General features: G+C 64.9%; 20 protein-coding genes. 19 read left to right on the top strand and 1 reads right to left on the bottom strand.

Annotated elements, in window-relative coordinates; translation table 11 throughout:
• The first annotated feature begins 12 nt into the window (after positions 1 to 12).
• From ABGT66_RS00455 to ABGT66_RS00395, 13 genes are all read left to right on the top strand, one after another.
• Entirely contained in the window at positions 13 to 1368 is a 1356-nt protein-coding gene (locus ABGT66_RS00455; RefSeq protein WP_346688115.1) for a PLP-dependent aminotransferase family protein, read from the top strand.
• A 35-nt stretch (positions 1369 to 1403) separates the two neighbouring features.
• Positions 1404 to 2210: a ZIP family metal transporter gene (locus ABGT66_RS00450; protein ID WP_346688114.1), complete on the top strand. Its 807-nt coding sequence runs from the start codon at positions 1404 to 1406 to the stop codon at positions 2208 to 2210.
• A 147-nt stretch (positions 2211 to 2357) separates the two neighbouring features.
• On the top strand, positions 2358 to 3179 hold the full coding sequence (lpxI, locus tag ABGT66_RS00445; RefSeq protein WP_300264725.1) for a UDP-2,3-diacylglucosamine diphosphatase LpxI: 822 nt from the start codon (positions 2358 to 2360) through the stop codon (positions 3177 to 3179).
• Positions 3164 to 4288: a lipid-A-disaccharide synthase gene (locus ABGT66_RS00440; protein ID WP_346688113.1), complete on the top strand. Its 1125-nt coding sequence runs from the start codon at positions 3164 to 3166 to the stop codon at positions 4286 to 4288. Before lpxI ends, ABGT66_RS00440 begins: the two co-directional genes overlap by 16 nt.
• Positions 4288 to 6045 (top strand): ABC transporter ATP-binding protein, encoded by a 1758-nt coding sequence (locus ABGT66_RS00435; RefSeq protein WP_303147676.1) that lies wholly within the window; start codon positions 4288 to 4290, stop codon positions 6043 to 6045. The genes ABGT66_RS00440 and ABGT66_RS00435 overlap by 1 nt, the downstream gene beginning before the upstream one ends.
• Before the next feature lie 4 nt (positions 6046 to 6049).
• Entirely contained in the window at positions 6050 to 8314 is a 2265-nt protein-coding gene (lpxK, locus tag ABGT66_RS00430) for a tetraacyldisaccharide 4'-kinase (RefSeq protein ID WP_346688112.1), read from the top strand.
• A 29-nt stretch (positions 8315 to 8343) separates the two neighbouring features.
• Positions 8344 to 9213: a 3-deoxy-8-phosphooctulonate synthase gene (kdsA, locus tag ABGT66_RS00425; protein WP_346688111.1), complete on the top strand. Its 870-nt coding sequence runs from the start codon at positions 8344 to 8346 to the stop codon at positions 9211 to 9213.
• A 3-nt stretch (positions 9214 to 9216) separates the two neighbouring features.
• Complete coding sequence (locus ABGT66_RS00420) at positions 9217 to 10224, top strand: KpsF/GutQ family sugar-phosphate isomerase (protein ID WP_346688110.1); 1008 nt, start codon at positions 9217 to 9219, stop codon at positions 10222 to 10224.
• Positions 10225 to 11493 carry a glycosyltransferase N-terminal domain-containing protein gene (locus ABGT66_RS00415; RefSeq protein WP_346688651.1) on the top strand — a complete coding sequence of 423 codons (1269 nt, stop codon included), beginning with the start codon at positions 10225 to 10227 and terminating at the stop codon, positions 11491 to 11493.
• A 22-nt stretch (positions 11494 to 11515) separates the two neighbouring features.
• Positions 11516 to 12727: a hypothetical protein gene (locus ABGT66_RS00410; protein ID WP_294193127.1), complete on the top strand. Its 1212-nt coding sequence runs from the start codon at positions 11516 to 11518 to the stop codon at positions 12725 to 12727.
• A 1-nt stretch (position 12728) separates the two neighbouring features.
• Positions 12729 to 13484, top strand: coding sequence for a 3-deoxy-manno-octulosonate cytidylyltransferase (gene kdsB, locus ABGT66_RS00405; RefSeq protein WP_294193130.1), 756 nt, complete (start codon positions 12729 to 12731; stop codon positions 13482 to 13484).
• Positions 13481 to 14653 (top strand): ELM1/GtrOC1 family putative glycosyltransferase, encoded by a 1173-nt coding sequence (locus ABGT66_RS00400; protein WP_346688109.1) that lies wholly within the window; start codon positions 13481 to 13483, stop codon positions 14651 to 14653. The genes kdsB and ABGT66_RS00400 overlap by 4 nt, the downstream gene beginning before the upstream one ends.
• Before the next feature lie 89 nt (positions 14654 to 14742).
• Positions 14743 to 16143 carry a rhodanese-like domain-containing protein gene (locus tag ABGT66_RS00395; protein WP_346688108.1) on the top strand — a complete coding sequence of 467 codons (1401 nt, stop codon included), beginning with the start codon at positions 14743 to 14745 and terminating at the stop codon, positions 16141 to 16143.
• 396 nt (positions 16144 to 16539) lie between these two features.
• Here ABGT66_RS00395 and ABGT66_RS00390 read toward each other — a convergent pair whose 3' ends face one another.
• The gene (locus tag ABGT66_RS00390; protein WP_346688107.1) at positions 16540 to 16842 is read right to left on the bottom strand and encodes a hypothetical protein; all 303 of its coding nucleotides are present in this window, start codon (positions 16840 to 16842) and stop codon (positions 16540 to 16542) included.
• Positions 16843 to 16978: 136 nt separating this feature from the next.
• Here ABGT66_RS00390 and ABGT66_RS00385 point away from each other — a divergent pair, with 136 nt between their 5' ends.
• The 6 genes from ABGT66_RS00385 (at position 16979) to rpe (ending at position 22903) form a co-directional block, all read left to right on the top strand.
• Positions 16979 to 17653: a GntR family transcriptional regulator gene (locus ABGT66_RS00385; protein ID WP_346688106.1), complete on the top strand. Its 675-nt coding sequence runs from the start codon at positions 16979 to 16981 to the stop codon at positions 17651 to 17653.
• A 27-nt stretch (positions 17654 to 17680) separates the two neighbouring features.
• Positions 17681 to 18820, top strand: a complete 1140-nt coding sequence (locus ABGT66_RS00380; RefSeq protein ID WP_346688105.1) for a DegT/DnrJ/EryC1/StrS family aminotransferase — start codon at positions 17681 to 17683, stop codon at positions 18818 to 18820.
• 55 nt (positions 18821 to 18875) lie between these two features.
• On the top strand, positions 18876 to 19568 hold the full coding sequence (locus ABGT66_RS00375; RefSeq protein ID WP_294193140.1) for a zinc metallopeptidase: 693 nt from the start codon (positions 18876 to 18878) through the stop codon (positions 19566 to 19568).
• A gap of 135 nt (positions 19569 to 19703) precedes the next feature.
• Positions 19704 to 21044: an RsmB/NOP family class I SAM-dependent RNA methyltransferase gene (locus ABGT66_RS00370; RefSeq protein ID WP_346688104.1), complete on the top strand. Its 1341-nt coding sequence runs from the start codon at positions 19704 to 19706 to the stop codon at positions 21042 to 21044.
• On the top strand, positions 21045 to 22229 hold the full coding sequence (locus tag ABGT66_RS00365) for a PASTA domain-containing protein (protein ID WP_346688103.1): 1185 nt from the start codon (positions 21045 to 21047) through the stop codon (positions 22227 to 22229).
• Positions 22208 to 22903: a ribulose-phosphate 3-epimerase gene (gene rpe / locus ABGT66_RS00360; protein WP_346688102.1), complete on the top strand. Its 696-nt coding sequence runs from the start codon at positions 22208 to 22210 to the stop codon at positions 22901 to 22903. The genes ABGT66_RS00365 and rpe overlap by 22 nt, the downstream gene beginning before the upstream one ends.
• Positions 22904 to 22912 lie beyond the last annotated feature (9 nt).

Genomic DNA, 22912 nt, shown 5'->3' with positions numbered 1-22912 from the left:
TGGAGCGGAGCGATGGTCACAGATTTTATAGAGCTCGACAAAAATTCAAAAACTCCCGTGTGGGAGCAGATCTACCGCGCGCTCGCGGAGGCGGCGGAGAGCGGGGCGCTCGCCGCGGGCGCGAGGCTGCCGTCTGTGCGCGAGCTGGCCGCCGCGCTCTCCGTGAGCCGTTCGCCGGTCGAGAACGCCTATGCGCGTCTCACGGTCGAGGGGAAAATCGAGAGCGTGCCGAAGAGCGGCTGCTTCGTCGCGCGCGGCGAGCCTGCGGCGGGAAATCTTCGCGCTCGCCGCGAGGTGGAGGAAGCGCCGCCGCGTTTCGACTTCCGCAGCGGCTCGATAGACGCGGAGGCCGCGGACGCCGAGGCGTGGGGCCGCTGCGTGCGCGCCGCGCTCAAGCGTCGGGGCGAGATAATCACGCGCGGCGACCCTCGCGGCGAGCCGGAGCTGCGGCGCGCGCTCGCCGCCTACGCCTACCGCGCGCGCGGCGTGAGGAGCGAGGCGGAGAACGTCGTCGTCGCCTCGGGCACGCAGCAGCTTCTGTTTCTCCTGTGCCGCGCCCTCGGAACGCCCGGGCGCGCCGCGGTCGCTTCGCCGGGCTTCGAGCAGGGCGAGCGGATACTGCGCGACTGCGGCTGGAGCGTGACGCGCGCGGAGAGCCCCGAGGCCGCGGAGCGCGGAGGCGCGGAGCTGTTTCTTGAAATTTCGTCGAAGCGCCCGGCAGAGTCCTTCGCGCGCGCGGACGCGAGGCGCAAGGCGCTCGCCTCGTGGGCGCGCGAGGGCCGCCTGCTCGTCGAGGACGACTACAACGGCGAGCTGCGCTGGCGCGCGCGTCCGATACCCGCGGCGCAGGCGCTCGCGCCCGACAACGCCGTCTACATCGGCAGCTTTTCGCAGATGCTGCTGCCCTCCGTGCGCATTGCCTACATGGCGCTGCCCGCGCGCATCGCCGAGCGCTGCGCCGCCGCGGCGCGCCTCTACGACCCGACGGCGGGCAAGGCGGAGCAGCTCGCGCTCGCGGAATATATCGTAAGCGGCGGCCTCGAACGCCATCTGCGCCGCTGTCGCAAAATCTACCTGCGCAAGAGCCGACTGCTCGCCGCTGAGCTGCGCGCGGCCTTCGGCGATATGGATTTCACGATTCTCGAAAGCTACACCGCCGCCGTAATCCCATGCGCCGAGCCCGAGGCGGCGGCGCGTCTCGCGGCGGAGGCTGGCGCGGCCGTCGAGCGCTGGGAGGGCGGCGTCGCGCTCTTCTTCGCGGGAATACCGTCGGACGACATCCCCGCGGCGGTCTCGGCGCTCCGCGGCGCGTGGCTCGGTTCCGCGCTCTTTCCGCACGCTTCGCGCGGCGCGCGCTGCGCGGTATAATAATTAAAATCGTTTTCGACGAACGGAGGTATCGGATGGAATTTTTCATGGAACTCTCGCCGCCGCTGCGCGCGCTCATAGCCGGGCTCTTCACGTGGGGCTTCACGGCGCTCGGCGCGTCCGGCGTATTTCTCGCCAAGCGGCCGGGGCAGAAGACGCTCGACGTGATGCTCGGCTTCGCTGGCGGCGTCATGGTCGCCGCGAGCTTCTGGTCGCTGCTCGCGCCCGCGATAGAAATTTCAGAGGAGCTCGGCTATCCGGGCTGGCTTCCGCCCGTCGCGGGCTTCCTCGCGGGAGGCGCGGCGCTGCGGCTGCTCGACATGGCGATGCCGCACCTGCACCCCGCGATGGCGGAGACGACGCCCGACGGCCCGCCCTCGTCGCTGCGGCGCACGACGCTGCTCGTGCTCGCCATCACTCTGCACAACATTCCCGAAGGGCTCGCGGTCGGCGTCGCCTTCGGCGCGATGGGCGCGATGCCCGAGGCTACGTTCGCGGGAGCCGCCGCTCTCGCGCTCGGCATGGGGCTGCAGAACTTCCCCGAAGGGCTCGCCGTCTCGATGCCGCTGCGCCGCGAGGGGCTGTCGCGCGCCCGCGCCTTCTTCTACGGGCAGCTCTCCGCGATCGTCGAGCCGGTGTTTGCGTTCATCGGCGCTCTGCTCGTCTGGGCCGCGCGGCCCGTTCTGCCCTTCGCGCTCGCGTTCGCGGCGGGCGCGATGATTTTCGTCGTCGTCGAGGAGACGGTGCCGGAGTCGCAGGCATCGGGCAACGGCGATCTCGCGACGACGGGCTTCCTCGTCGGCTTCGCCGTCATGATGGCACTCGACGTCGCGCTCGGTTAGGCAAACTTCCGCGAGCGGCGGAGGCGCGCTTTATGCTATACTTAGGCGTTGTAGGATTGGCATTTTCGTCTTCGGATGCCACAGCCGCCGTTTCGGCGTGAAAATATTAAAAGGAGCAACGCTCCTTCGCAGAACCGCCCGGGAGGTATGATTGTGGAAAACCAGATAGCCCTAGTCGCCGGTGAAGGACTTCTTCCCGTCGCCATCGCGAGCCGGCTGACGGACCAGGGAACCCCGCCTGTCGTCTATTCGATAAGAGAGCAGATAGGCGAGCTGTCGAAGTACGCGCTCGACGTCGTGAACATAACGAAGCCGGACTTCGGCTTTACGATAAACGACATGAAGAAGCGCGGCGTGAGAGACATCATCATGGCCGGCACGGTGTCGAAGACGCTCGTCTTCAAGCCGTCGCTCTTCGACCTCACGACGCAGCGCTTCCTCGCGAGCCTCGTTTTCCGCGACGACCACTCCATCCTCGGCGCGATAGTGGACTTCCTTGAAAAGCAGGGCTTCCGCGTGCTGAGCTACCGCGATATAATTCCCGACCTCCTCGCGAGGAAGGGACGCATCGCGGGCCGCGCGCCGTCGCGCGAGGAGCTCGACGACGCGGAATACGGCTTCGATATATGCAAAAAGGTCGTGCCGCTTTCGTTCGGCCAGACCGTCATAGTACACAAGCGCTCCGTCATCGCCGTCGAGGCGATGGAGGGGACCGACGCGACGCTGCTTCGCGCCGGCTCGCTCTGCAAGGGCGGCACCGTCGCGAAGATGATGCGCCTCGACCAGGACGAACGCTACGACATCCCGACGGTCGGCCCCGACACACTGATGCACATGGCGGAGGCGAAGCTCACCTGCCTCGCGCTGCACGCGGGCTGGACGCTCATACTGAACCCCGAGGAATTTGCGCGCGTCGCCGAACGCGAGCGCATAGCCGTCATAGGAGTGGAAGTTTGTCGATCTTTATAAGCTCCGGCGAAGCGTCGGGCGACCACTATACGGCGCGCCTAGCCATGAAGCTGCGCGAGCGCGGCTACTCCGGCGACATCTGGGGCATGGGCGGCGTCGAGTCGAGAAACGCTGGCGTCCGCGCCGAATGGAACGGCGAGCGGCTGCAACTGCTCGGCCTCACCGAAGTGTTCTCCGCGATACCCTCGATACTCGCGCTGCGCCGCGAGATGGTGGAGCGCATAATCGAGCGCGCGCCCGAGGCCGTCGTCGTCTGCGACAGCCCGGACTACCACATGCGGCTGATTGCGAAGCTGCGCGCGCGCGGCTACCGCGGAAAAATTTTCTATCTCTCGCCGCCGACGGTCTGGGCGTGGCGCAGCGGACGCGCGAACGACCTTCGCCGCGACGTCGACGAATGTCTGCCTTTATTCAAATTTGAACACGATTACCTGCTTTCGCGCGGCTGCGCGAGCGCGTGGCGCGGGCATCCGCTTCTCGAGGAATACAACCACCGCGCGGAGACGCCGGACCTCGGCGTCGACTACGAGCCGGGGAAGCTCGTTGCCTTCCTTCCCGGAAGCCGCGGAAGCGAGATAAAGTCCCTGCTCCCGATCATGGAGGAGGCGGCCTCGGCGCTCGGCTCGATGGGCTGGCAGCCGGTCTTCTCCGTAGCGCCGGGCCTCAACCCGACGGTGCGCGCCGAAATGATACGCCGCTTCTCCGAAAAGGGCATCCGCCACTACGACGGCCCGGGCGGCGCGCTCATGGAGACCGCGGACTGCGCCGTCGGCGCGAGCGGCACGATAACGGTCGAAGCGCTGCTGCGCCGCCGCTACATGGTCGTCACCTACAGGCTCAACCCCATCTCGGCGCTCGTGGCGCGCTGCGTCATAAAGACTAAATACTACGCGATGGCGAACATCCTCGCGGGCTGCGAGATGTTCCCGGAGCTGCTGCAGGAGAAGGCGACCGCCGCGAACCTGACCGACGCGGCGCTCGCGTGGCTTGAAGACCGCGGCGGCCTGCGCGGGCGCACCGGCGAGGTCATGGAACGCGCGCGCGCGACGCTCGGCGAAGAGGGCGTCTACGACTTCTGGTGCTCGCGCATAGCGGGGGAGGCGGCGTAATGCTCAACTTAGCGAAGAAAGAGGAATGGCAGTCCTACGTGCGCCTGCTCAAGTACTGCCTGCCGTATAAGAAGCGGCTCGCCTACGCGATTGGCTGCATGGTGCTCTCCGCGATATTCGGCATCATCCCGCCGTGGCTCATCAAGAACGTAGTCGACGACGTGCTGATTCAGAAAAAGCTCTACATGCTCAACATCCTCTGCGTCGGCGTCGTCGTGCTCTATATACTCAAGGCCGTCTTCGCCTACGCGAATCTCTACCTGATGACGTGGGTCGGGCAGAAGGTTGTCATCGACATAAGGCTCGAGCTCTACGATCACACGCAGCGGCTCTCGCTGCTCACGCTCTACAAGAAGCGCTCGGGCGAATTCCTCTCGCGCATCACGAACGACGTCGCGACGCTCCAGAACATTTTGGGGAACGTCATAGTCGACCTCGTCGTGCAGGGCGTCACCTTCTTCGGAATAATCGGGCTGCTGCTCTTCCTCAACTGGAAGCTGACGCTCGCGACCTTCACGATAATCCCCGTCGCCGTGCTCGTCATCGACAAGGCGGCCTCGAAGCTGCGGCGTGTCGGCTCCGTGATACAGGAGCGGCTCGCTATGGTCGCGGCGATTGCGCAGGAGGCTCTCTCGTCCATCAAGATAGTGCGCTCCTTCGCGACGGAGGAAGAGGAATATAAGAGATTCGAAGAAGAGAGCAATCTCCACTTCAAGGCGCTCATGAAGGGCACGCAGGTGCGCGGCATCCTCGAGGGCTTCGTCGAGGTCATCCTCATCGCGGCGCTCGCGCTCATACTCTGGATAGGCGGGCGCAGCGTCATAGCGGGCTCGCTCACCGCGGGCGGCCTCATAGCCTTCTGCACCTACGTCGGCCTGCTCGTGCAGCCGGTGCGCGTATTGAGCCGCGTCGTCAGCACGATACAGCAGGGCGTCGCCTCGGCGGACCGCGTCTTTGAAATTCTCGACGAGGCTAACGAAGTGCCGCTCGCCGAAAATCCGATAACGCATCCGAAAATGGAGGGGCGCGTCGTATTCGAGGACGTGCGCTTCAGCTACGACGAGTCGAAGCCTGTGCTCAAGGACATCAACTTCGAGATAAAGCCCGGCGAGAAGATCGCCATCGTCGGCCCGACCGGCGCGGGTAAGTCCACGATAGCGGACCTCGTCATGCGCTTCTACGACCCGCAGTGGGGCGCGATAAAAATCGACGGCATCGACCTGCGCGACCTCGAGCTGAAGTCCTATCGCCGCCAGATAGGCGTCGTGCCGCAGGACCCCGTGCTCATGAAGGGGACGCTCGCCTACAACATCAGCTACGGCTTCAAGGGCGCGACGCGCGACGACCTTGTGCGCGCGGCGAAGATTGCGGGCATTTACGATTTCATCGCGACGCTGCCGAAAGGTTTCGACACCGAGGTCGGCGAGCGCGGCGTGACGCTCTCGGGCGGACAGCGCCAGCGCGTCGCGATTGCGCGCGCCGTCGTGCGCGACCCGCGCATACTGATAATGGACGAGGCGACCTCGTCGCTCGACGCGCTCGTCGAACAGCAGGTGCAGGAGGCGATGCGCAACGCTATGGAAGGGCGCACCGCGATCATCATCGCGCACCGCCTTTCGACGATACGCGACGCCGACAGGATATTCGTGCTGCGCGACGGAGTGATAACCGAGTCGGGCACGCACGACGAGCTGCTCGCGCTTCACGGCCACTACTACAGGCTCTTCACGGCCGGCGAGCATATAGAGACGGAATAGAAAAATGTCGTGGATACTTCGCAGCTATCTTAAATACGCGCGCGGCGAGGGAGGCTCTCCGGTATGGGGCTTCCTCTGGCCCTGCCAGTTCGTGACGCGCGCATGGATGCGGCTGCGGATAGGATTCTACAAGCGCGGGATATTCTCCGTCGCCGACCCGGTGCTCCCCGTCGTGAGCATCGGGAACAACTGCTTCGGCGGGACGAACAAGACGCCGATGGCCGAGTACGTCGTGCGCCAGTTCGCCGAGGCCGGGATAAAGGCGGGCCTCGTGAGCCGCGGCTACAGGACGAAGGAGCACCCGCCGCTTTGGATAGGGCAGGATAAAAAAAGCACGCGCCGCGACTTCGCTGGCGACGAGCCGCTCATGCTCTCGCGCCGCCTGCCCGACACGAAGGTCGTCGTCTCGCGCAAGAGGATAGAGGGCGTCAAGCTGCTCGCCTCTCTCGGCGCGGAGGTCGCCGTCACCGACGACACCTTCCAGCACAGGAAGATGGGGCGCGACGTGGACATCGTCCTCGTCGACTCGACCTGTCCCTTCGGCAACGGGCAGGTCATACCGGCGGGCTCGATGCGCGAGCCGATGTCGGCCTTCCGCCGCGCCGACATCATCGTGCTGACGAAGGCGAACCAGGCGAAGGCCGGCGCGATTGAGGAAATCAAGGGAAAAATCTCGCCCTACGTGACGGAGGACAGAATCTTCGTCGCGGACATAAAGCTCGAGTCTTGGATAGCGCGCGAGGCCGGCGGCGGCGAACGCACGGTCGAGGACGAAGGCTTCGTGCCGGAGGGAAAATACATCGCGCTCTCCGCAATCGGCAACCCCGGCGGATTTTATCAGTTCCTAGACGAGCTGGGCGTCGCTGTCGCCGAGCGGCGGACCTACCGCGACCATCATATACTCACCGAAAACGAAATAGCGGAGCTTGAAAAGCTCGCCGCGGAGATAGGGGCCGACGGCTTCGTCTGCACGGAGAAGGACTTGGCGAATATGCCGCGGAAGCTGAGCCTCAACCTCCCGCTCTACGTTCCCTGCATCAAGGTCGCGCTGCGCGACCCGCTCGGCTTCCGCCGGAAAATCCTCGAAAAGCTGCGGCCGTCGTTCCTCGTCGCCTCGAACGGCAACGGCGAGGACGCGATAGGCGTCGTGCTCGCGAAGAAGCTCAAGGCGCGCTTCCCCTGCGCCAACGTCGACGCCTTTGCGCTCGTCGGCTCCGGCAAGCCCTATAAGATGAACGGAATCAACGTCGTCTCGCCGCCCGCGGACATGCCGAGCGGCGGCGTCGTGAAGTACCACCTGCGCGACCTCGTCGGCGACATGCGCCACGGCCTTGGCGGCGCGATAAAGAGCCAGATGAAGAAGATGCGCGAGCTTTGCGGGAAGTACCGCACGCCCGTCTGCGTCGGCGACGTCTACCTGCTGCTCTCCGTGCTCTGGGGACAGGGCATGAAGCCGCTCTTCGTCGCAACGGCGAAGTCCGTCCACCTCACGGGACACATGCGCATAGAAAAATGGCTGATGCGCCGCCGCTGCATTCTCGTCTGGACGCGCGACGAGGAGACCGCGCGCGAGCTCGTCGACCGCGGCGTGCCGGCGGTCTTCCAGGGCAACCCCATCATGGACCTGCTCGACGAGACGAACGAGCCCGCCTTCGCGTGGAACGGCAAGGGCTTCAAAATCCTGCTGCTGCCCGGCAGCCGTCCGCGCGCATACGACGACATAAAGCTCGTGCTCGACACCGTGACGCTGCTCGCGTCGAAGATGGAATGTTGCTTCGTCATGGTGCCCGCGCCGACGATAGATTTGAAAAAAATGACAGAGAACCTCGACGGCTGGACGCTCTCGGAGGACGGCGGGACGCTGCGCTCCGCCGCCGCCGAAGTGACGATATGCCGCGCGCCGGTCGCCGCGGCGGCCTACGGCGCGGAGCTGCTCGTCGGCCTCGGCGGGACGGCGAACCAGCTTTGCGCCGGGCTCGGCGTCCCCGTCGTCTCGATAATAGAGCGCGGCAAGCTGCGCCAGAAGAAGCTGTTGCGCGAGGCCGAGGTGCTCGTACCCGCGGAGCCCGCGGAGCTCGCGGCCGCCGCGGAGCGCATACTGACGAACCCTGAGCTGCGCCGCTCGATGCAGGAGGCCGGCATAAAGAACCTCGGACGCATGGGCGCGCTTGACAACGTCGTCGATTACTGCGCGGCGGAGCTGGGCTGGGAGGCCCGCTGCCGCGTCTATGAAAAATATAAGAAATACCTCGATTCGCTCGGCGAATAGAAAAACGAAAGGCGAAGGAGCTGATGAAGATGTCCGCCTCAAATGACGTAAGAGTGGTGAAGGTCGGGAACGTCTCCGTCGGAGGGGGAACGCTCGCCGTGGCCGCCGGCCCGTGCGTGCTCGACACCTTCGAGGAGGCGCTGGCGATTGCGAAGACGATGAAGGAATACTGCGCCGAATTCGGCTTCGGCTATATATTCAAGGCTTCCTTCGACAAAGCGAACAGGACTTCGATAAAGAGCTACCGCGGCCCCGGAGTCGAGAAAGGGCTCGAATGGCTCTCGGAGATCGGGCGCGAGGCAGGCGTCCCCGTCGTCACGGACATTCACGAGCCGTGGCAGGCCGAGGCTGCGGCGAAGCACGTAGACCTGCTTCAGATACCGGCTTTTCTCTGCCGCCAGACGGACCTGCTCGCGGCGGCGAGCCGCACCGGCAAGCCGCTTAACGTGAAGAAGGCGCAGTTCATGGCCCCTGAGGACATGGCCTCGGTGCTCGGCAAGTGCCGCGAGAGCGGCTGCGAGGACGTAATCCTCTGCGAGCGCGGCACGGAGTTCGGCTACCATGAGCTCTCGGTAGACTTCCGCTCGCTGCCGGTCATGCGCTCGCTCGGCGTGCCCGTCATGTTCGACGCGACGCACAGCGTGCAGAAACCGGGAGGCAAGGGCACATGCAGCGGCGGCGACCGCTCGTTCGTCCTGCCGCTCATACGCGCGGCGGCAGCGATAGGCATGGACGCGCTCTTCATGGAGGTCCACCCCGAGCCAGAGCGCGCGAAGTGCGACGGGCCGAACTCGATACCTCTCGCGAAGGTGCGCGAGGTTTTGCGGCAGGTGCATGAGATAGACGGCGTTGTTCGCGGGAAGCTCGGCTTCTCGCGGCTTGACTGGGCGGAGGAGTAGACGATGAGCCTTCCATACGAACGTGAAGAAAAGAAAATTTCCAACGACGAGCTTATAACGACGGGGCGCGAAATCCTGCTCAAGGAGGCTGCGTCGCTCGAAGCGGCTGCGGGCCGTTTAGGCGACGAAATCGCGCGCGCGGCGCATCTTGTGAGCCGCTGCCGCGGACGCGTCGTCGTCTCCGGCCTCGGCAAGTCCGGCCACGTGGGACGCAAAAGCGCGGCGACCTTCGCCTCGCTCGGCGTTCCGGCCTTCTTCCTGCACGCGACGGAGGGCGCGCACGGCGACCTCGGCATGGTATGCCGCGAGGACGTCGGCTACTTCCTCAGCAACAGCGGAGAAACTCACGAACTTATAGACATCATTCCATACTTCAAAAGAATCGGCGCGCCGATAATCGCGGTGACCGGCAACCCGCAGTCGTCGCTCGCGCGCGAGGCCGACGTCGTGCTCAACAGCCACGTCGACGCCGAGGCCGACCCGCTCGGCCTCGCTCCGACGAGCAGCACGACGCTCCAGATGGCGATAGGCGACGCCGTCGCGGGCATGGCGACGCTGCTGCTCGGGTTGCAGAAGGAAGACTTCGCGCTCTTCCATCCGGGCGGCTCTCTCGGCAAGCGTCTGCTGCTCCGCGTGCGCGACCTCATGGGCAGCGGCGACAAGCTGCCTGTGACGAACGTCAACGCGCGCGTGCGCGACGCGATATTCGACATCACGAGCAAGGGCTACGGCGCGACGGCCATCGTCGGCGACGACGGCAGGCTCGCGGGCGTCTTCACCGACGGAGACCTGCGCCGCTTCATCGAGAAGAACGGCGTCGAAGGGCTCGAGCTCCCGGTCTCGCAGGCGATGACGACGCATCCGCGCGTCATCGGCCCCGACCGCCTCGCGGTCGAAGCCGTGCGCATCGTCGAACAGTGGGAGGTCTCGGCGCTCATCGTAGTCGACGACGAGAACAGGCCCGTCGGCATGGTCCACATCCACGAGATACTCAAAGCGGGGGTGGCGTAGCTGTCTCTGCTGCGCGGCCTCTACGGGGGCGCGATAGATATATTCTTCGCGCTCTCGCATAAAAAGCTCAAGGCGAAATACACCGAGGGCAACGACGAGCGCCAGGGGCTGATCGCGCCCGAAAAGCTCGCCGCGCTGCGCGGACGGCGGCCCGTGTGGGTCCACGCCGTCTCCGTCGGCGAGGTGCAGGCGGCCGTGCCCTTCATCAAGGCGGCGCGCGAGGACGGATGGGAGGGCCCGTTCGTCATCTCGACGACGACGCAGACCGGCAGGGCCATGGCGGAACGCCTCGGCAAAGATTTATACGACTTCCATATATACTACCCGTGGGACAAAAATCTCTTCGTCCGCCGCGCTCTCGATGCGCTGAACCCAGTCGCCTTTGCGGCGGCGGAGACGGAGCTCTGGCCCAATATGCTCTCAGAGTGCCGAGACCGCGGAATCCCCGCCTTTCTTATCAACGGCCGCATATCGGACAGGACGTGGGCGCGCGTGCAGGGCGGCCTGCGCCGTCCGCTCGCGTGCGGCGCGTACTCGCTCTTCGCCTCGCTCTTCCTGCGCGACGAGGAGGACAGGGAACGGCTGGCGCGTCTCGGCGTCGAAGAAAAAAAACTTTTCGTGATGGGCGACGGCAAGATCGACGCGCTGCTCGCGCGCAGGAACGAAGCCGCGCGCGACAAACTGGCGGCGGAGCTCGGCGAGCCGGAGCGTCCGATATTCATCGCCGGCAGCACGCACACGGGCGAGGACGAAAAAGTTCTCGCCGCCTTCGCGATTCTGCGCGGCCGTCGCCCCGAGGCGCGGCTCGTCATAGCTCCGCGCCACCCCGAGCGCGCGGCGGCGGTCGCGTCGCTCGTGCCCGCGGAGTACAGGACCGCTATGTTCTCCGGCTTGACCGCCGGTTGGGATGTGCTGATAATAGACCGCATAGGCGTGCTCTTCGACCTATACGGCGCGTCGCGCTCCGCGTTCGTCGGGGGCAGCTTCGCCGACAAGGGCGGGCAAAACATCCTCGAGCCCTTCTCGTGGGGCGTCCCCGTCCAGTACGGCCCGCACATGGAGGACTTCGCTCACGCGTCGCGCGCCTTCCTCGCGATGGGCGCGGCCTCGCAGGTCGCGGACGAAGAGGGCCTCGCCCGCGCGTGGCTCGCAGTGGCGGACGAGGGCGAGGGCGGACGCGAAAAATGGCTCGCGCTGAGCCGCGAATACTTCGACAAATCACGCGGCGCATCCGCGCGCACGTGGAAAATCATAAAAAAATATCTCTGAACGGAAGCGGAGGAAAGAGAAAATGGCAATTAACCGCGGACTAATAGAGGAATTTTACAACGGCCTCGACGAACGCTCGCGCGAAGCTCTCGACGCGGCGGTAAACAAAGTCGTCGAAGCCAAGAAGAGGGGCGGCAAGGTCGCCGTCGTCACCGGCAGCGGCCCGAACCTCCACGAGGGCGTCACGACGCTCATCGCGGAGCTCATAACGAAGGGCGTCGTCGACGGCGTCACGACGAGCTCCGCAGTCGTCAACCACGAGATGGGCGGCGCGCTCGACCGCGTCAAGATGTGCGGAGCGGCGCAGCTCGGCATGGACGAGGAGAAGATGCCGCGCGGCAACGTCTTCGAGTTCACCGACATGACAGACGAAGAGCTCGACGAGCTCGGAAAAGAAATGCTGCTCGACCGCGAGCTGCTCGCGAAGCGCCACGCCGCCGAAGGCCACATGGTCATCAAGGCCGCGGCGAACATGGCCTATCCGATGGGGCTGCGCACCGAGAAGCTTGCGGAGGAGATACTCTCGCTCTGCCGTCAGTGCGGCCTGCCCTTCGAGACCGTAGCGGGCTGGGGCTGCGACGCGCGCACGATGCTCGGCGCGGGCGCGGAGCGCGGCGTCCCCGTCCTCGTCACGATACCGCAGATGGTCGGCGGCGGACACGTCGGCCTCTCGGTCGGCGACAGCATTCCAGTAGCGGAGCGCTCGCGCCGCATCGCGGACATGCTCGGCTCCGCCGACGTGATAATCGAATCCGCCGTCGCGCTCACGCAGGAGATACACGACGGCCCCTTCGAGACCTACACGGGCCACGGCATCTGGTCGTGGTGGCAGGGGCAGCGCGTCTACAGCCTCAAGGATAAGACGCTCGTGCGCTTCGACCTCGACGAGAACCTCCGCCGCGCGCAGGACCTCCAGAAGTCCAGCGCGATGATACAGGAGGCGATCGACAAGGGGCTGCCTAAGACGAAAATTTCAAAAATCCCGTTCCGCATGGAAATGTCGGCCTTCGCGCGCCACGAGGGAAGTTTGCCCGTCATTGGCGACATCGGCATGATATGGCCCGTCTTCGCTCTGCGCATAGCGGACGCGCTCGGCATAGAGCTCGAGTTCATGAGCTACAAGCAGGAGACGGAGGACGGCAAGGCGATGCGCGAGTGGATAGTGAAGAACGTGAAGCCGCTCGACCGCGAAAAGATGCTGCGGAAGTTCCGCGAGTGGAAAGCCGCGCGCTAAGATGACGCAGCCTAAGATACTCGGGGTCATCCCCGCGCGCTACGCTTCGTCGAGGCTCCCCGGAAAGCCGCTGCTCGAGATAGGCGGCAAGACGATGCTCGAACACGTCTACCGCCGCGCCTGCGCCTCGGGCGTCTTCTTCCGCGTCATAATCGCGACCGACGACCACAGGATATACGACGCGGCGGAGAAATTCGGCGGCGACGTCGCGATGACGCGCGCCGACCATCCGGACGGCTCGAGCCGCGCCGCCGAGATAGCGGCGAAAATCGACACCGACTACGTAATCAACATACAGGGCGACGAGCCTATGCTCGACCCGAGAATGCTCGGCGAGCTCGCGCACGGCCTTATCGCTGACCCGGAGGCCGACTCCGCGACCGTCTGCGTGCCGATAACGCGCGACGAGGACTTCCATAACCCGAACATTGTCAAGGTCGTCCGCGCGCAGAACGGCCGCGCGCTCTACTTCAGCCGCTCGCCGATACCCTACCCGAGAAATTCCGCGGGCTGCCCCGTATGGGAGCACCTCGGCATATACGCCTTCACGAAGGAATTCCTGCTGAAGCTCGTCTCGCTTCCGCCGACGCCGCTGATGCAGACCGAGAGCCTCGAACAGCTCCGCATACTCGAGCACGGCTACTCGATGGCGGTCATCCCGACGAAATACCCCTCCGAAGGTCCGAACGTCAACACGATCGAAGACCTTGAAGAGGTGCGCAGGATATTCGCGCAGAGGAAGAACGAAGAAAAATGACGCCCGGCGACGCGCTCAAGGTGATCGTCATACTGAGCGAGGGAATCCGCGGCCACGTCAACCAGAGCCGCGGCGTAGCCTACTGGCTCTCGCGGCTCACGGGCGCGGAGGTGCTCGAGGCCGAGGTGCCGCAGCTTACGGGCGCGGCTAAGGCGCGCGCCAAATCGTCGTCCAAGGCCCTGCTCGGAGGCACGAGGCGCGACGCGCGCGACTGGCTCGCCGCGAACGGCGGCGAGCAGCTCATCCGCCGCGTAGGCCAGTGGTTCGCGGAGCGCGGAGTGCAGGAGGGCTCGGGCGCGGCGCTGATACTCTCCGCCGGAAGCACGCCAGCGCCCTATAACATAGCGCTCGGCTACATCTGGCGCTGCGCCTGCGCGACGATAATGACGCCGAGCGTCCTCGGCACGGAGCCCTTCGACTACGCGATAGTGCCCGAGCACGACTACCCCGAGCGCAAGCCGAACGTCTTCGTCACGCTCGGCTCGCCGAACTACGTCGTAAAAGAAAATTTAGAGAAAGAGGCCGAAGCCCTGCTCGCGGCCCATCCATCCGATGCCGCCGAAAAATGGTCGATACTCATAGGCGGCGACGACGCGAACTACGAGATAAGCGCCGATTGGGTTAAGAAGCAAATCGGGCAGATACTCAACCTCGCGCAGCACGCGGGCGCGGACGTCTTCATCACGACCTCGCGCCGCACGAGCGACGCCGCGTCGAAAATGGTAAAGACGCTCGCCTCGCACTCGCCCTGCGTAAAATATCTGCTCATCGCCGCGGAGGACGCTTTCAACCCGATACCCGCGATGCTCGGATTCTCCACGGAAGTATTCTGCACGGAAGATTCCGTCAACATGGTCTCCGAGACGATAACGGGCGGACACCGCGCAGTGTTTCTGCGCGTCGGCCACAAAAAAGGCGTCAAGAGCCTGCTCCAGCGGCTCACGGCGGCGCTCGTAAACGCGGGCGCGATACAGCCGAACCTGCTCTGGGGCATACCGAAGTTCGACCTCGTATTCGACCACTTCGCGCACGGAGGCGTCCTCGTCGAGTACGGCGACTGGCTGCGGCTGCGCCGCGAGGGCGCGGAAGGCGGGGCGGACGAAGCCGAGGACTTCAACGAAGCGCGCCGCGCCGCGCGCTGGATTTACGACAACTGGAAGCTCTCATAAAACTCACAAAAAGCTGTGCTATAATCCGCGCAAGCTCGCGGAAAACGACAAAACCGGCGAATGCCGGGAATCAAGAAAGGACTGGTAATATGAAGAAACTCCTAACGCTGGCGCTCGCCGCCGCGATGATGGCGGGAGCCGCGCAGTTCGCGCTCGCGGCGGAAGACGACGGCGCAAGCTCGATAATGGCGCAGATCAACTCCTTCAAGGCGACGAACCAGGAGAAGACCGGCGGAGAAGCCGCCGAGGACAAGGCCGAAGCTCAGGCCCCCGCCGCCGCCGAAGAGAGCGAAGCGCCCGCGCAGGCGCAGCCCGCGCAGCAGGCCGAGACGCCAGAGACGCCCAACCCCGCCGCCGCCGCGGTCGACCAGATAGTGCGCGAAGCGGCGCAGCAGGCCGCGCAGGAAGCCGGAGACGCCGGCAACAACCGCGGAGTAGTCGCGGTCCCGGCGCAGGACGCCGCGGAGCCGGCGGAGGAGTCCGCGCCCGAGCCTCAGCCCTCCGCGCCCGAAGCGCAGCCCGCTCCTGAAACGCCCGCGAAGCCCGCGGCCGTAGAGATACCGGCGCAGCCCGCGGCGACCGCCGCCCCTGCCGCTCCCGCCTCTGCCGAGGTTCCCGCTGGACGCCCGCTGAACCCGTCGCCGATGCAGGCCGGAACGCCCGAGACGAGAGAGAGCATCCTCGTCAGCGCCGACTGGCTCAAGGCCAACATCAAGAACGTCGTGCTCGTGGACGCGCGCCCCGAGAGCCTCTACCTCGGCGGCCACATCCCCGGGGCGGTCAACGCGCCGTGGACCTACTTCGCGAACATGAACGCGAAGCAGGGCACCGACAAGTGGGGGACTATATGGCCCGAGGCTACGATGGCGAAGCGCATAGGCGCGCTCGGCATCAACGGCAAAAAGACCGTAGTCGCCTACTGCGACGCGGGCGGCTGGGGACAGAGCGGCTGGACGCTCTGGATACTCCGTCAGGCCGGAATAAAGAACGCGAAGATACTCGAGGGCGGCATAGGCGCGTGGAAGGCCGCAGGCGGACAGCTCGCGAAGAACAAGGTCAAGGCCAAGACCGTCGCCTTCACGATAAGCAAGTACGCGCCGAACTACACCGCGACGACGCAGTGGATAAACGACAACCTCGGCAAGCCGGGCCTCGCGATCATCGACGTGCGCACGCAGCCCGAATTCAACGGAAAAATCCGCCCGTTCCAGGAGAAGCGCGCGGGACACCTCCCCGGCGCGGTCAACATCTCGCGCGAGAACTTCGTGACGGAGCAGGGACACTTCAAGAGCGCCGAGGAAGTCGCCGCGCTGCTCGCCCCCTACGGAATCACGACCGACACCGAGATAGTCGTCTACGATACGGCGGGCGTCCGCTCGGCCTTCGTCACGATGCTCCTGCGCTACGCGGGCTTCACGAAGAGCCAGAGCTACGACGCGGGCTTCCAGGCCTGGGCCGGCAACCCCGACCTTCCGCTGGTGAAGCCGTAAGCGCCGCGTAAAAGAAACGAACACACACGAAGCCGCCGCTCCGTCGAGGATGCGGCGGCTTTTTCATGCGCGCGGCGCTGGATTTATAAAACCGATGTCGCCCCTGAATGCTTCTGTCAGGGGCCTCCGTGTTCAATGTGTGAGGCGAGGGCTTAAGTAAGGTTGATTAGCGTAATGCGGCGCGGCGCGGCGGACTTTTCATCAATTTTGCGCCGCGGCGGCGAGTCTGCGAAAGTTCCGCGGCTCGACGAAAAACGAAAAAAGCCGCCGGCCTCAAGCCGCGGCTCTTTCCTATGCGTTTGGTAGTTTTCGTAAATTCACGGCGCGCGTCTGCGTTCGACGCCTGCGGCGTCGGTTTTAGGCGCGCGGCGCGAACCGGCGGAGCTGCCGGCGCGTTTACTCCTCCGCCTCAGGCTCGCCGGGTTTTTCTTCGCTTTGCTCTTCTTCCGCCTCAAGGGCTTTTCTCTCGCGTTCGAGCTCTTCGAGGTAGCTCTTCCAGAGCCTCAGCGCCGCGACGGCGAAGACCGTGCCGCACGAAAGCCCCGCCGCGATGGGCACGGGCTTCGGCACGCCCATAGCGTAGCTGCCGAGGCCGCCGAGCGCGTAGCCGTAGGCGACGATGGTCGATATTGAAAGGATGAGCACGATAAGCCTTTTGTTCATGGCGATTATTTTACGGCCCGCGGGCTGGGCTGTCAAAAATTTTCCGGCGGCGCGGATTTATGTTCTATTTTGTTGCGCGCGCGCGTTTTTATGCTAAGATTGTTAGTTGTGTTTGTTCTACACCGTGTGCGCGGGAAGCGCGCGCGTCAGTTTTTAGGGGGATGTTTTAATAATGCTGCATCGGATGTATAACACCTCGTCGGATTCCGTGTACATGGAGCTGCGCGGAAAAATCCTGAGCCGCGAGCTGAAGCCCGCGCAGAGGCTCCTCGAGGTTAAAATAGCGAACGAAATGGGAGTCAGCCGCACGCCTGTGCGCGAGGCGCTGCGCAGGCTCGCGAACGAAGGGCTTGTGAAGATCGTCCCGAACAGCGGGGCGCGCGTCGCTTCGCCGTCCTCGCACGAGATGGACAATTCCTATTCCGTCCGCGAGTATCTTGAGAATATGAGCGTCGAGCTCGCCTGCCGCACCGGCATGGACAAGCGCACGCTCGAAAGGCTCGACGGCCTCGTGCGCGACGGCGACGCCGCCTACGACGCGGGCGACGTGGACGCCTTCCTCGCCGCGAACAACGACTTCCACCGCATTATCGCCGAGGCGGGGAAGAACTACGTGCTCAGCGAGTACGTGGACAATATAATCCAGCGCACCAACGTCTATATTTATTTCTACAGCAAATTCGTCGAGTCCGAGAACAAGTCGTCGGGCGAGCACCGCGCGATTCTGCGCGCGATAGCGCAGCGCGACAGGATAGGCGCGCAGGAGCTCATGAAGCAGCACCTGGAGCGCGTGCACGCGATGTTCTCGGAGGCCGCCGCGAAGGCGAAGGAAAAAGAAAAGGAGTAGAGGGGGACCGCAGAAATCATGCCCAATATGACAAATATACCGTCGTTCGACCTTACAAGGAACTACGCCCGCGTCAAGGAGGAAATCAACGTCGCGGTGCTTCGCGTGCTCGAGACGCAGCATTTCATCCTCGGCCCCGAGGTTGAGGCGCTCGAGCGCGAGATAGCCGCATACCTCGAGGTGAAGAACGCAGTCGGCTGCGCCTCCGGCACGGATGCGCTCGTGCTCGCGATGATGGCGCTCGACCTGAAGCCGGGCGACGAGGTCATTACGACGCCCTTCACCTTCTTCGCCACGGTGAGCTGCATCACGCGCTGCGGCGGCACGCCGGTCTTCGCCGACGTCGACCCCGTCACCTACAACATCAAATCCGAAGATATTCTCGCGAAGATCACGCCGCGCACGAAGGCCGTGCTGCCGGTCCACCTCTTCGGGCAGATGTGCCCGCTCGAGGAGATTAAGGACGAGCTCGCCTCGCGCAATATCGCGCTCGTCGAGGACTGCGCGCAGGCGATAGGCGCGCATCGCATGATAGGCGGCCGCGTCGCGCGCAGCGGCTCGGTCGGAAAGATGGGCTGCTTCTCCTTCTTCCCGACGAAGAACCTCGGCTGCTACGGCGACGGCGGCATGGTCGCGATAGCGGACGACGAGGAGCTCGCCGCGAGGATCCGCCGCCTGCGCGTCCACGGCGCGGGGACGACCTACTTCCACGACGAGGTCGGCATCAACAGCCGCCTCGACGCGCTGCAGGCCGCGATTCTGCGCGTGCGCCTGCGCCACCTTGAGGGCTGGAACGAGGAGCGCCGCATCGTCGCGGGCCGCTATATGATGCTCTTCGGCGAGAAGGGGCTGCTCGACTTCATCACGCCGCCCGCTGAGCTCCCGGGCGGGCGCCACGTCTACCACCAGTACGTCGTGCGCGCTAAGCACCGCGACGAGCTTATGAAGTATCTCGCGGAGCGCGGGATTACGACGCGCGTCTACTACCCGCTGCCGCTGCACCTGCAGCGCTGCTTCGCGAACCTCGGCTACAAGAAGGGCGATTTCCCCGTCGCCGAGGCTCTCGCGGACGACGTGCTCGCGTTGCCGATGTTCCCCGAGCTGCTGCCCGAGGAGCAGGAACGCATAGTGAGCGAAATTGCCGGTTTTTACGCGAAGCACGCATAAACGGCGGTAAATATCGTATAATAGGAGTAATTTTAGATAACGTGGAGGTGTGCGGATGATATATCCGTTTTTTGACCCGACAGTAATCGTGCTCATTCCCGCCATACTGCTCTCGCTCTGGGCGCAGTTCAAGGTGAAGGGCGCTTTTGCGAAATACAGCGAGGTCCGGGCCATGAGCGGCCTTTCCGCCGAGGAGGTCTCGCGCAGGCTGCTCGACAGGAACGGCCTTTCCGGCGTGCGCGTCGAGCGCGTGCCCGGCGAGCTTTCGGACCATTACGACCCGAGGGACAAGGTGCTGCGCCTCTCCGACAGCGTCAACGCGAGCCGCAGCATAGCCGCGATAGGCGTCGCGGCGCACGAGGTCGGCCACGCGGTGCAGGACAAGGAGAACTACGGCTTCCTGAAGTTCCGCAACGCGATAGCGCCCGCGGTGCAGCTCTGCTCGACGGCGTCGATTCCGCTCTTCCTCATAGGGCTCGTCATCGGCTCGCTGAACCTTCTGAACCTCGGCATCCTGCTCTTCTGCAGCGTCCTCGTATTCCACCTCGTGACGCTGCCGCTCGAGTTCGACGCGAGCGCGCGCGCGCTGCGCATGCTGCGCGAGACGAACATCCTGTCGCAGCAGGAGATAGGCGGGGCGAAGGCCGTGCTCGACGCCGCGGCCCTGACCTACGTAGCGGCGCTCGTCATGACGGTGCTCCAGCTCGTGAGGCTGATAGCGCTGCGCGGAATGAGCCGCGACGAATAGCGCGGACTCCCGAAACGCAGAAAAATATCGTTTTTTCGTCGCCGGTCGCCGAAGACCGGCGATTTTACGCCTGTATGATATACAATAAACAGATGAAAAAACCGTGCGCGCGTCGCGCGGCAAGGGGTTGAGATCATGAGAGGACTTGAAGCCGCTCTCGCCGTCTACGGCGAGGTGCGCGGCGGCGCTTTCGCCTCCGAGGCGCTGCGCAAGGTGTACCAGGAGATCGCGCCGGGCGACAGGAAGCTCGCCGCTACGCTGCTCTACTGCACGCTGCGCAGGCAGAGCCTTTGGAAGACGATGCTTATAAAATACTGCAAGCGCGGCCCGCGCGAGCTGCCGCCGCTTACATGGAACGCGCTGATGATAGGGATAGCCGGCATCGTCGAGCTGCGCCACTTCGCTCTGCCGGTGCTGATAAACGGCCTCGTGCAGGCGGTCAAGGCGGGCGGCGGGCAAAAAGACGTCGCCCTCGTCAACGCCGTGCTCCACACCGTATCCGACGAATATCCGAGATTTCTCGAAAGCCTGAAAAAAAGCGGCGCGCTGCGCGACCAGGCGCTCTACTGGGGCGTTCCCGGTTGGGCCGCCGCGCAGTGGTCGAAGGAGCTCTCCATACAGGAGGCCAAAAAGCTCGTCAGGGCGAGCGGGATGAAGACGTATCTCTCACTGCGCCTCTCGCAGGGCGTGGACCGCGACGAGTATATAGCGGAGTACAACGGTTCGGGCCGCCATGCGTGGCCGTCGCCGCTCTTCGAACGCTCCGTGCGCACCGCGGCGAATCCATTCCCGCTAGAGCTTCCGGGCTTCGGCGAGGGCAAGATAATGCCGCAGAGCGAGTCGTCGATGCTAGCCGCCGAGACGCTCGCGAAGCGCGCCGAGGGGAAATACGTGCTCGACATGTGCTGCGGGCGCGGCGTCAAGACGGGCCAGCTCGCGGACATAATGCGCGGCGCGCGCATCGAGGCGTGGGACGTTTCTGAGCCGAAGCTCAAGTCAGCGCAGTTTGAGATGATGCGCATGCGCGCCGAAGAGCGCGTGAAATTCAAATGCGGCGATTCTCTGACGCTCGAGCCCGACGAAGCTCCCGACACTATACTGCTCGACGCGCCCTGCTCGGGCAGCGGGACGTGGGGCAGGCATCCCGAAGCGAAATGGCGCTGCTCGCCGGAGCAGGTCGAGGAAAACGGCAAGCTCCAGCGCAAACTGCTCGAACGCGCCGCGACGCTGCTCGCGCCCGGCGGCGTGCTGATGTACAGTACATGCAGCCTCTTCCGCACCGAAAACGAAAAAATAGTCGCCGACGTGATGAGCCGCCATCCGGAGCTCGTCGAGCTCCCGGTCGAACGCAGGGCGGAGTTCATGCGCCGCGGCAAACCCTATGGGACCGTCATAATGCCCGCGCTGCCGTGGGTCGACGGATTTTACATGGCGATGCTCGCGAAGCGCCGCCACGGCTCCGCGGAGGTGGAATAGATGGGCAGAATACACCGCTGGGGCATGCTCGTAGCCTTCCTCGTCATCATAGGCTGCGCCTATCTCGGCGTTAAGATGGTCTTCGTCGAGGACAAGGACGTCGCCGTGCCCGGCGTCACGGGAATGCAGCTCGTAGACGCGCTCAACGCGCTCCAGACGCGCGGGCTGCTCGCGAAGGTGGACAAGGTAGACTCGTCCGCGCCCGAGGACACCGTCGTGGCGCAGAACCTCAGCGCCGGAGAGAAGGTCTCGAAGGGCAAGGTCGTCCTGCTCCGTGTCAGCAAGGGCGGAGCAGCGCAGGCGATACCCGACGTGCGCGGCCTCAAGTTCGAGGAGGGCGTCAAGATGCTCGGCGACGCCGGCTTCAAGGTCGACCGCGTCGTGCGCGTCACGGACAAGCTCACTCCCTCCGGCACAGTAATCGCGCAGAACCCCGCCGCGCCGCAGCGCGTCTCGTCTAACTGCATGGTGACGCTGCTCGTCAGCAGCGGCGCGAAAGGCGAGAATTCCTTCGTCGCCGTCCCCGACCTGCGCGGCTACGGCCAGCAGGCCGCGATAGACATGATAGAGCAGCTCGGCCTGCGCCTCGGACAGACATCCGAGTCGCCCTCCGACGCCGTGCCCGAGGGCAGCGTGCTCTCGTCGCGTCCCAAGGCCGGCAGCCGCGTCCCCGCGGGCTCGCTCGTCAGCCTGACCTTTGCGCGCGCGCCTCTGCCGACGGACGCGCCGCCCGTCGAAGCGCCGCCCGCGAACGACCAGGACCCCGCGCGGGCCGAGGCCGTGCGCAAGGTCGTGATAAAAGAGACCAAGCCAGTGACGATACCGACGAAGCTGCCGGCGCGCGACGAAACGCAGGTAGTCGAAGCTCCGGTGCAGCCCGCTCAGACCGAGACGCAGCCTGAGGCCGCTGCGCAGCCCGCGCAGATCCAGCCGCAGGAGCAGCCGCAGCAGGCCGCGCGCCCGACGGGCCCGCAGAAGACCGCGAAGGTGCGCTACCAGGTGCCGCCGCTGTCCAAGCCGCTCTCACTCAAGATTGAGCTCATGGACGACTACGGCACGCGCGTGCTGAAGGACGGCACGGCGAAGAGCGGCGAATACATCTCGCTCAACGTCCCCTACTCGGGCGAGGCGAGAGTGACGATCTATCTCGGAGGCGAATTCGTATGGCAGGACCGCTACAACTAACCGAACTCAAAAAGGGACGCCGTATGCTCATAGCGCCGTCGCTGCTCTCCGCCGACGCGCTCGACATCGGAGGACACATCGAACGGCTTGAGGGCGAGGCCGACTGGCTCCACGTCGACATAATGGACGGCCACTTCGTCCCGAACCTCTCCTATGGCCCCGCGCTCGTCAAGGCGCTGCGAAAACGCTGGCCCGAGGCATTCCTCGACGTCCACGTGATGGCCGAGCCCGCCGAGGACTTCGTGGACATGTTCCTCGCGGCGGGCCCGTCGCTGCTCACGGTACACGCCGAGGCGGCGAAGCACATCCACCGCGTGCTGCAAAAGATAAAGGACGCGGGCGTTCTCGCCGGAGTCTCGATAAACCCGGGAACGCCGGTCGTGATGGCCGAGCCGGTGCTCCACATGGCGGACCTCGTGCTCGTCATGTCCGTCAACCCCGGCTACGGCGGGCAGTCCTTCATCGCCGAGACGCTCGACAAGGTCCGCGAGCTGCGGATGCGCCGCGCCGAACTCGGCCTCGGATACCTCATCGAGATAGACGGGGGCGTGAACCTGCTGAACGCCGCCGCAGTCTGCGAGGCGGGCTGCGACGCAGCCGTCGCGGGCAACGCGGTATTCGGCCAGCCGAACCCCGCCGAAGTGATAAGAAAAATGCGCGCGTCGCTCGAATAACGGCGCCGG

This window comes from uncultured Cloacibacillus sp. (assembly GCF_963926575.1).
GTDB lineage: Bacteria > Synergistota > Synergistia > Synergistales > Synergistaceae > Caccocola > Caccocola faecigallinarum.
Note: the sequence above shows the minus strand (reverse complement) of the source record. Positions and strands in the feature narration are given on the sequence as shown.

What these genes read in the sequence shown, in the direction of transcription:
- ABGT66_RS00455 (WP_346688115.1), top strand. Translation starts at nt 13, where the DNA reads ATGGTCACAGATTTTATAGAGCTCGACAAAAATTCAAAAACTCCCGTG.
- ABGT66_RS00450 (WP_346688114.1), top strand. Translation starts at nt 1,404, where the DNA reads ATGGAATTTTTCATGGAACTCTCGCCGCCGCTGCGCGCGCTCATAGCC.
- lpxI (WP_300264725.1), top strand. Translation starts at nt 2,358, where the DNA reads ATGATTGTGGAAAACCAGATAGCCCTAGTCGCCGGTGAAGGACTTCTT.
- ABGT66_RS00435 (WP_303147676.1), top strand. Translation starts at nt 4,288, where the DNA reads ATGCTCAACTTAGCGAAGAAAGAGGAATGGCAGTCCTACGTGCGCCTG.
- lpxK (WP_346688112.1), top strand. Translation starts at nt 6,050, where the DNA reads ATGTCGTGGATACTTCGCAGCTATCTTAAATACGCGCGCGGCGAGGGA.
- kdsA (WP_346688111.1), top strand. Translation starts at nt 8,344, where the DNA reads ATGTCCGCCTCAAATGACGTAAGAGTGGTGAAGGTCGGGAACGTCTCC.
- ABGT66_RS00420 (WP_346688110.1), top strand. Translation starts at nt 9,217, where the DNA reads ATGAGCCTTCCATACGAACGTGAAGAAAAGAAAATTTCCAACGACGAG.
- ABGT66_RS00410 (WP_294193127.1), top strand. Translation starts at nt 11,516, where the DNA reads ATGGCAATTAACCGCGGACTAATAGAGGAATTTTACAACGGCCTCGAC.
- kdsB (WP_294193130.1), top strand. Translation starts at nt 12,729, where the DNA reads ATGACGCAGCCTAAGATACTCGGGGTCATCCCCGCGCGCTACGCTTCG.
- ABGT66_RS00400 (WP_346688109.1), top strand. Translation starts at nt 13,481, where the DNA reads ATGACGCCCGGCGACGCGCTCAAGGTGATCGTCATACTGAGCGAGGGA.
- ABGT66_RS00395 (WP_346688108.1), top strand. Translation starts at nt 14,743, where the DNA reads ATGAAGAAACTCCTAACGCTGGCGCTCGCCGCCGCGATGATGGCGGGA.
- ABGT66_RS00385 (WP_346688106.1), top strand. Translation starts at nt 16,979, where the DNA reads ATGCTGCATCGGATGTATAACACCTCGTCGGATTCCGTGTACATGGAG.
- ABGT66_RS00380 (WP_346688105.1), top strand. Translation starts at nt 17,681, where the DNA reads ATGACAAATATACCGTCGTTCGACCTTACAAGGAACTACGCCCGCGTC.
- ABGT66_RS00375 (WP_294193140.1), top strand. Translation starts at nt 18,876, where the DNA reads ATGATATATCCGTTTTTTGACCCGACAGTAATCGTGCTCATTCCCGCC.
- ABGT66_RS00370 (WP_346688104.1), top strand. Translation starts at nt 19,704, where the DNA reads ATGAGAGGACTTGAAGCCGCTCTCGCCGTCTACGGCGAGGTGCGCGGC.
- ABGT66_RS00365 (WP_346688103.1), top strand. Translation starts at nt 21,045, where the DNA reads ATGGGCAGAATACACCGCTGGGGCATGCTCGTAGCCTTCCTCGTCATC.
- rpe (WP_346688102.1), top strand. Translation starts at nt 22,208, where the DNA reads ATGGCAGGACCGCTACAACTAACCGAACTCAAAAAGGGACGCCGTATG.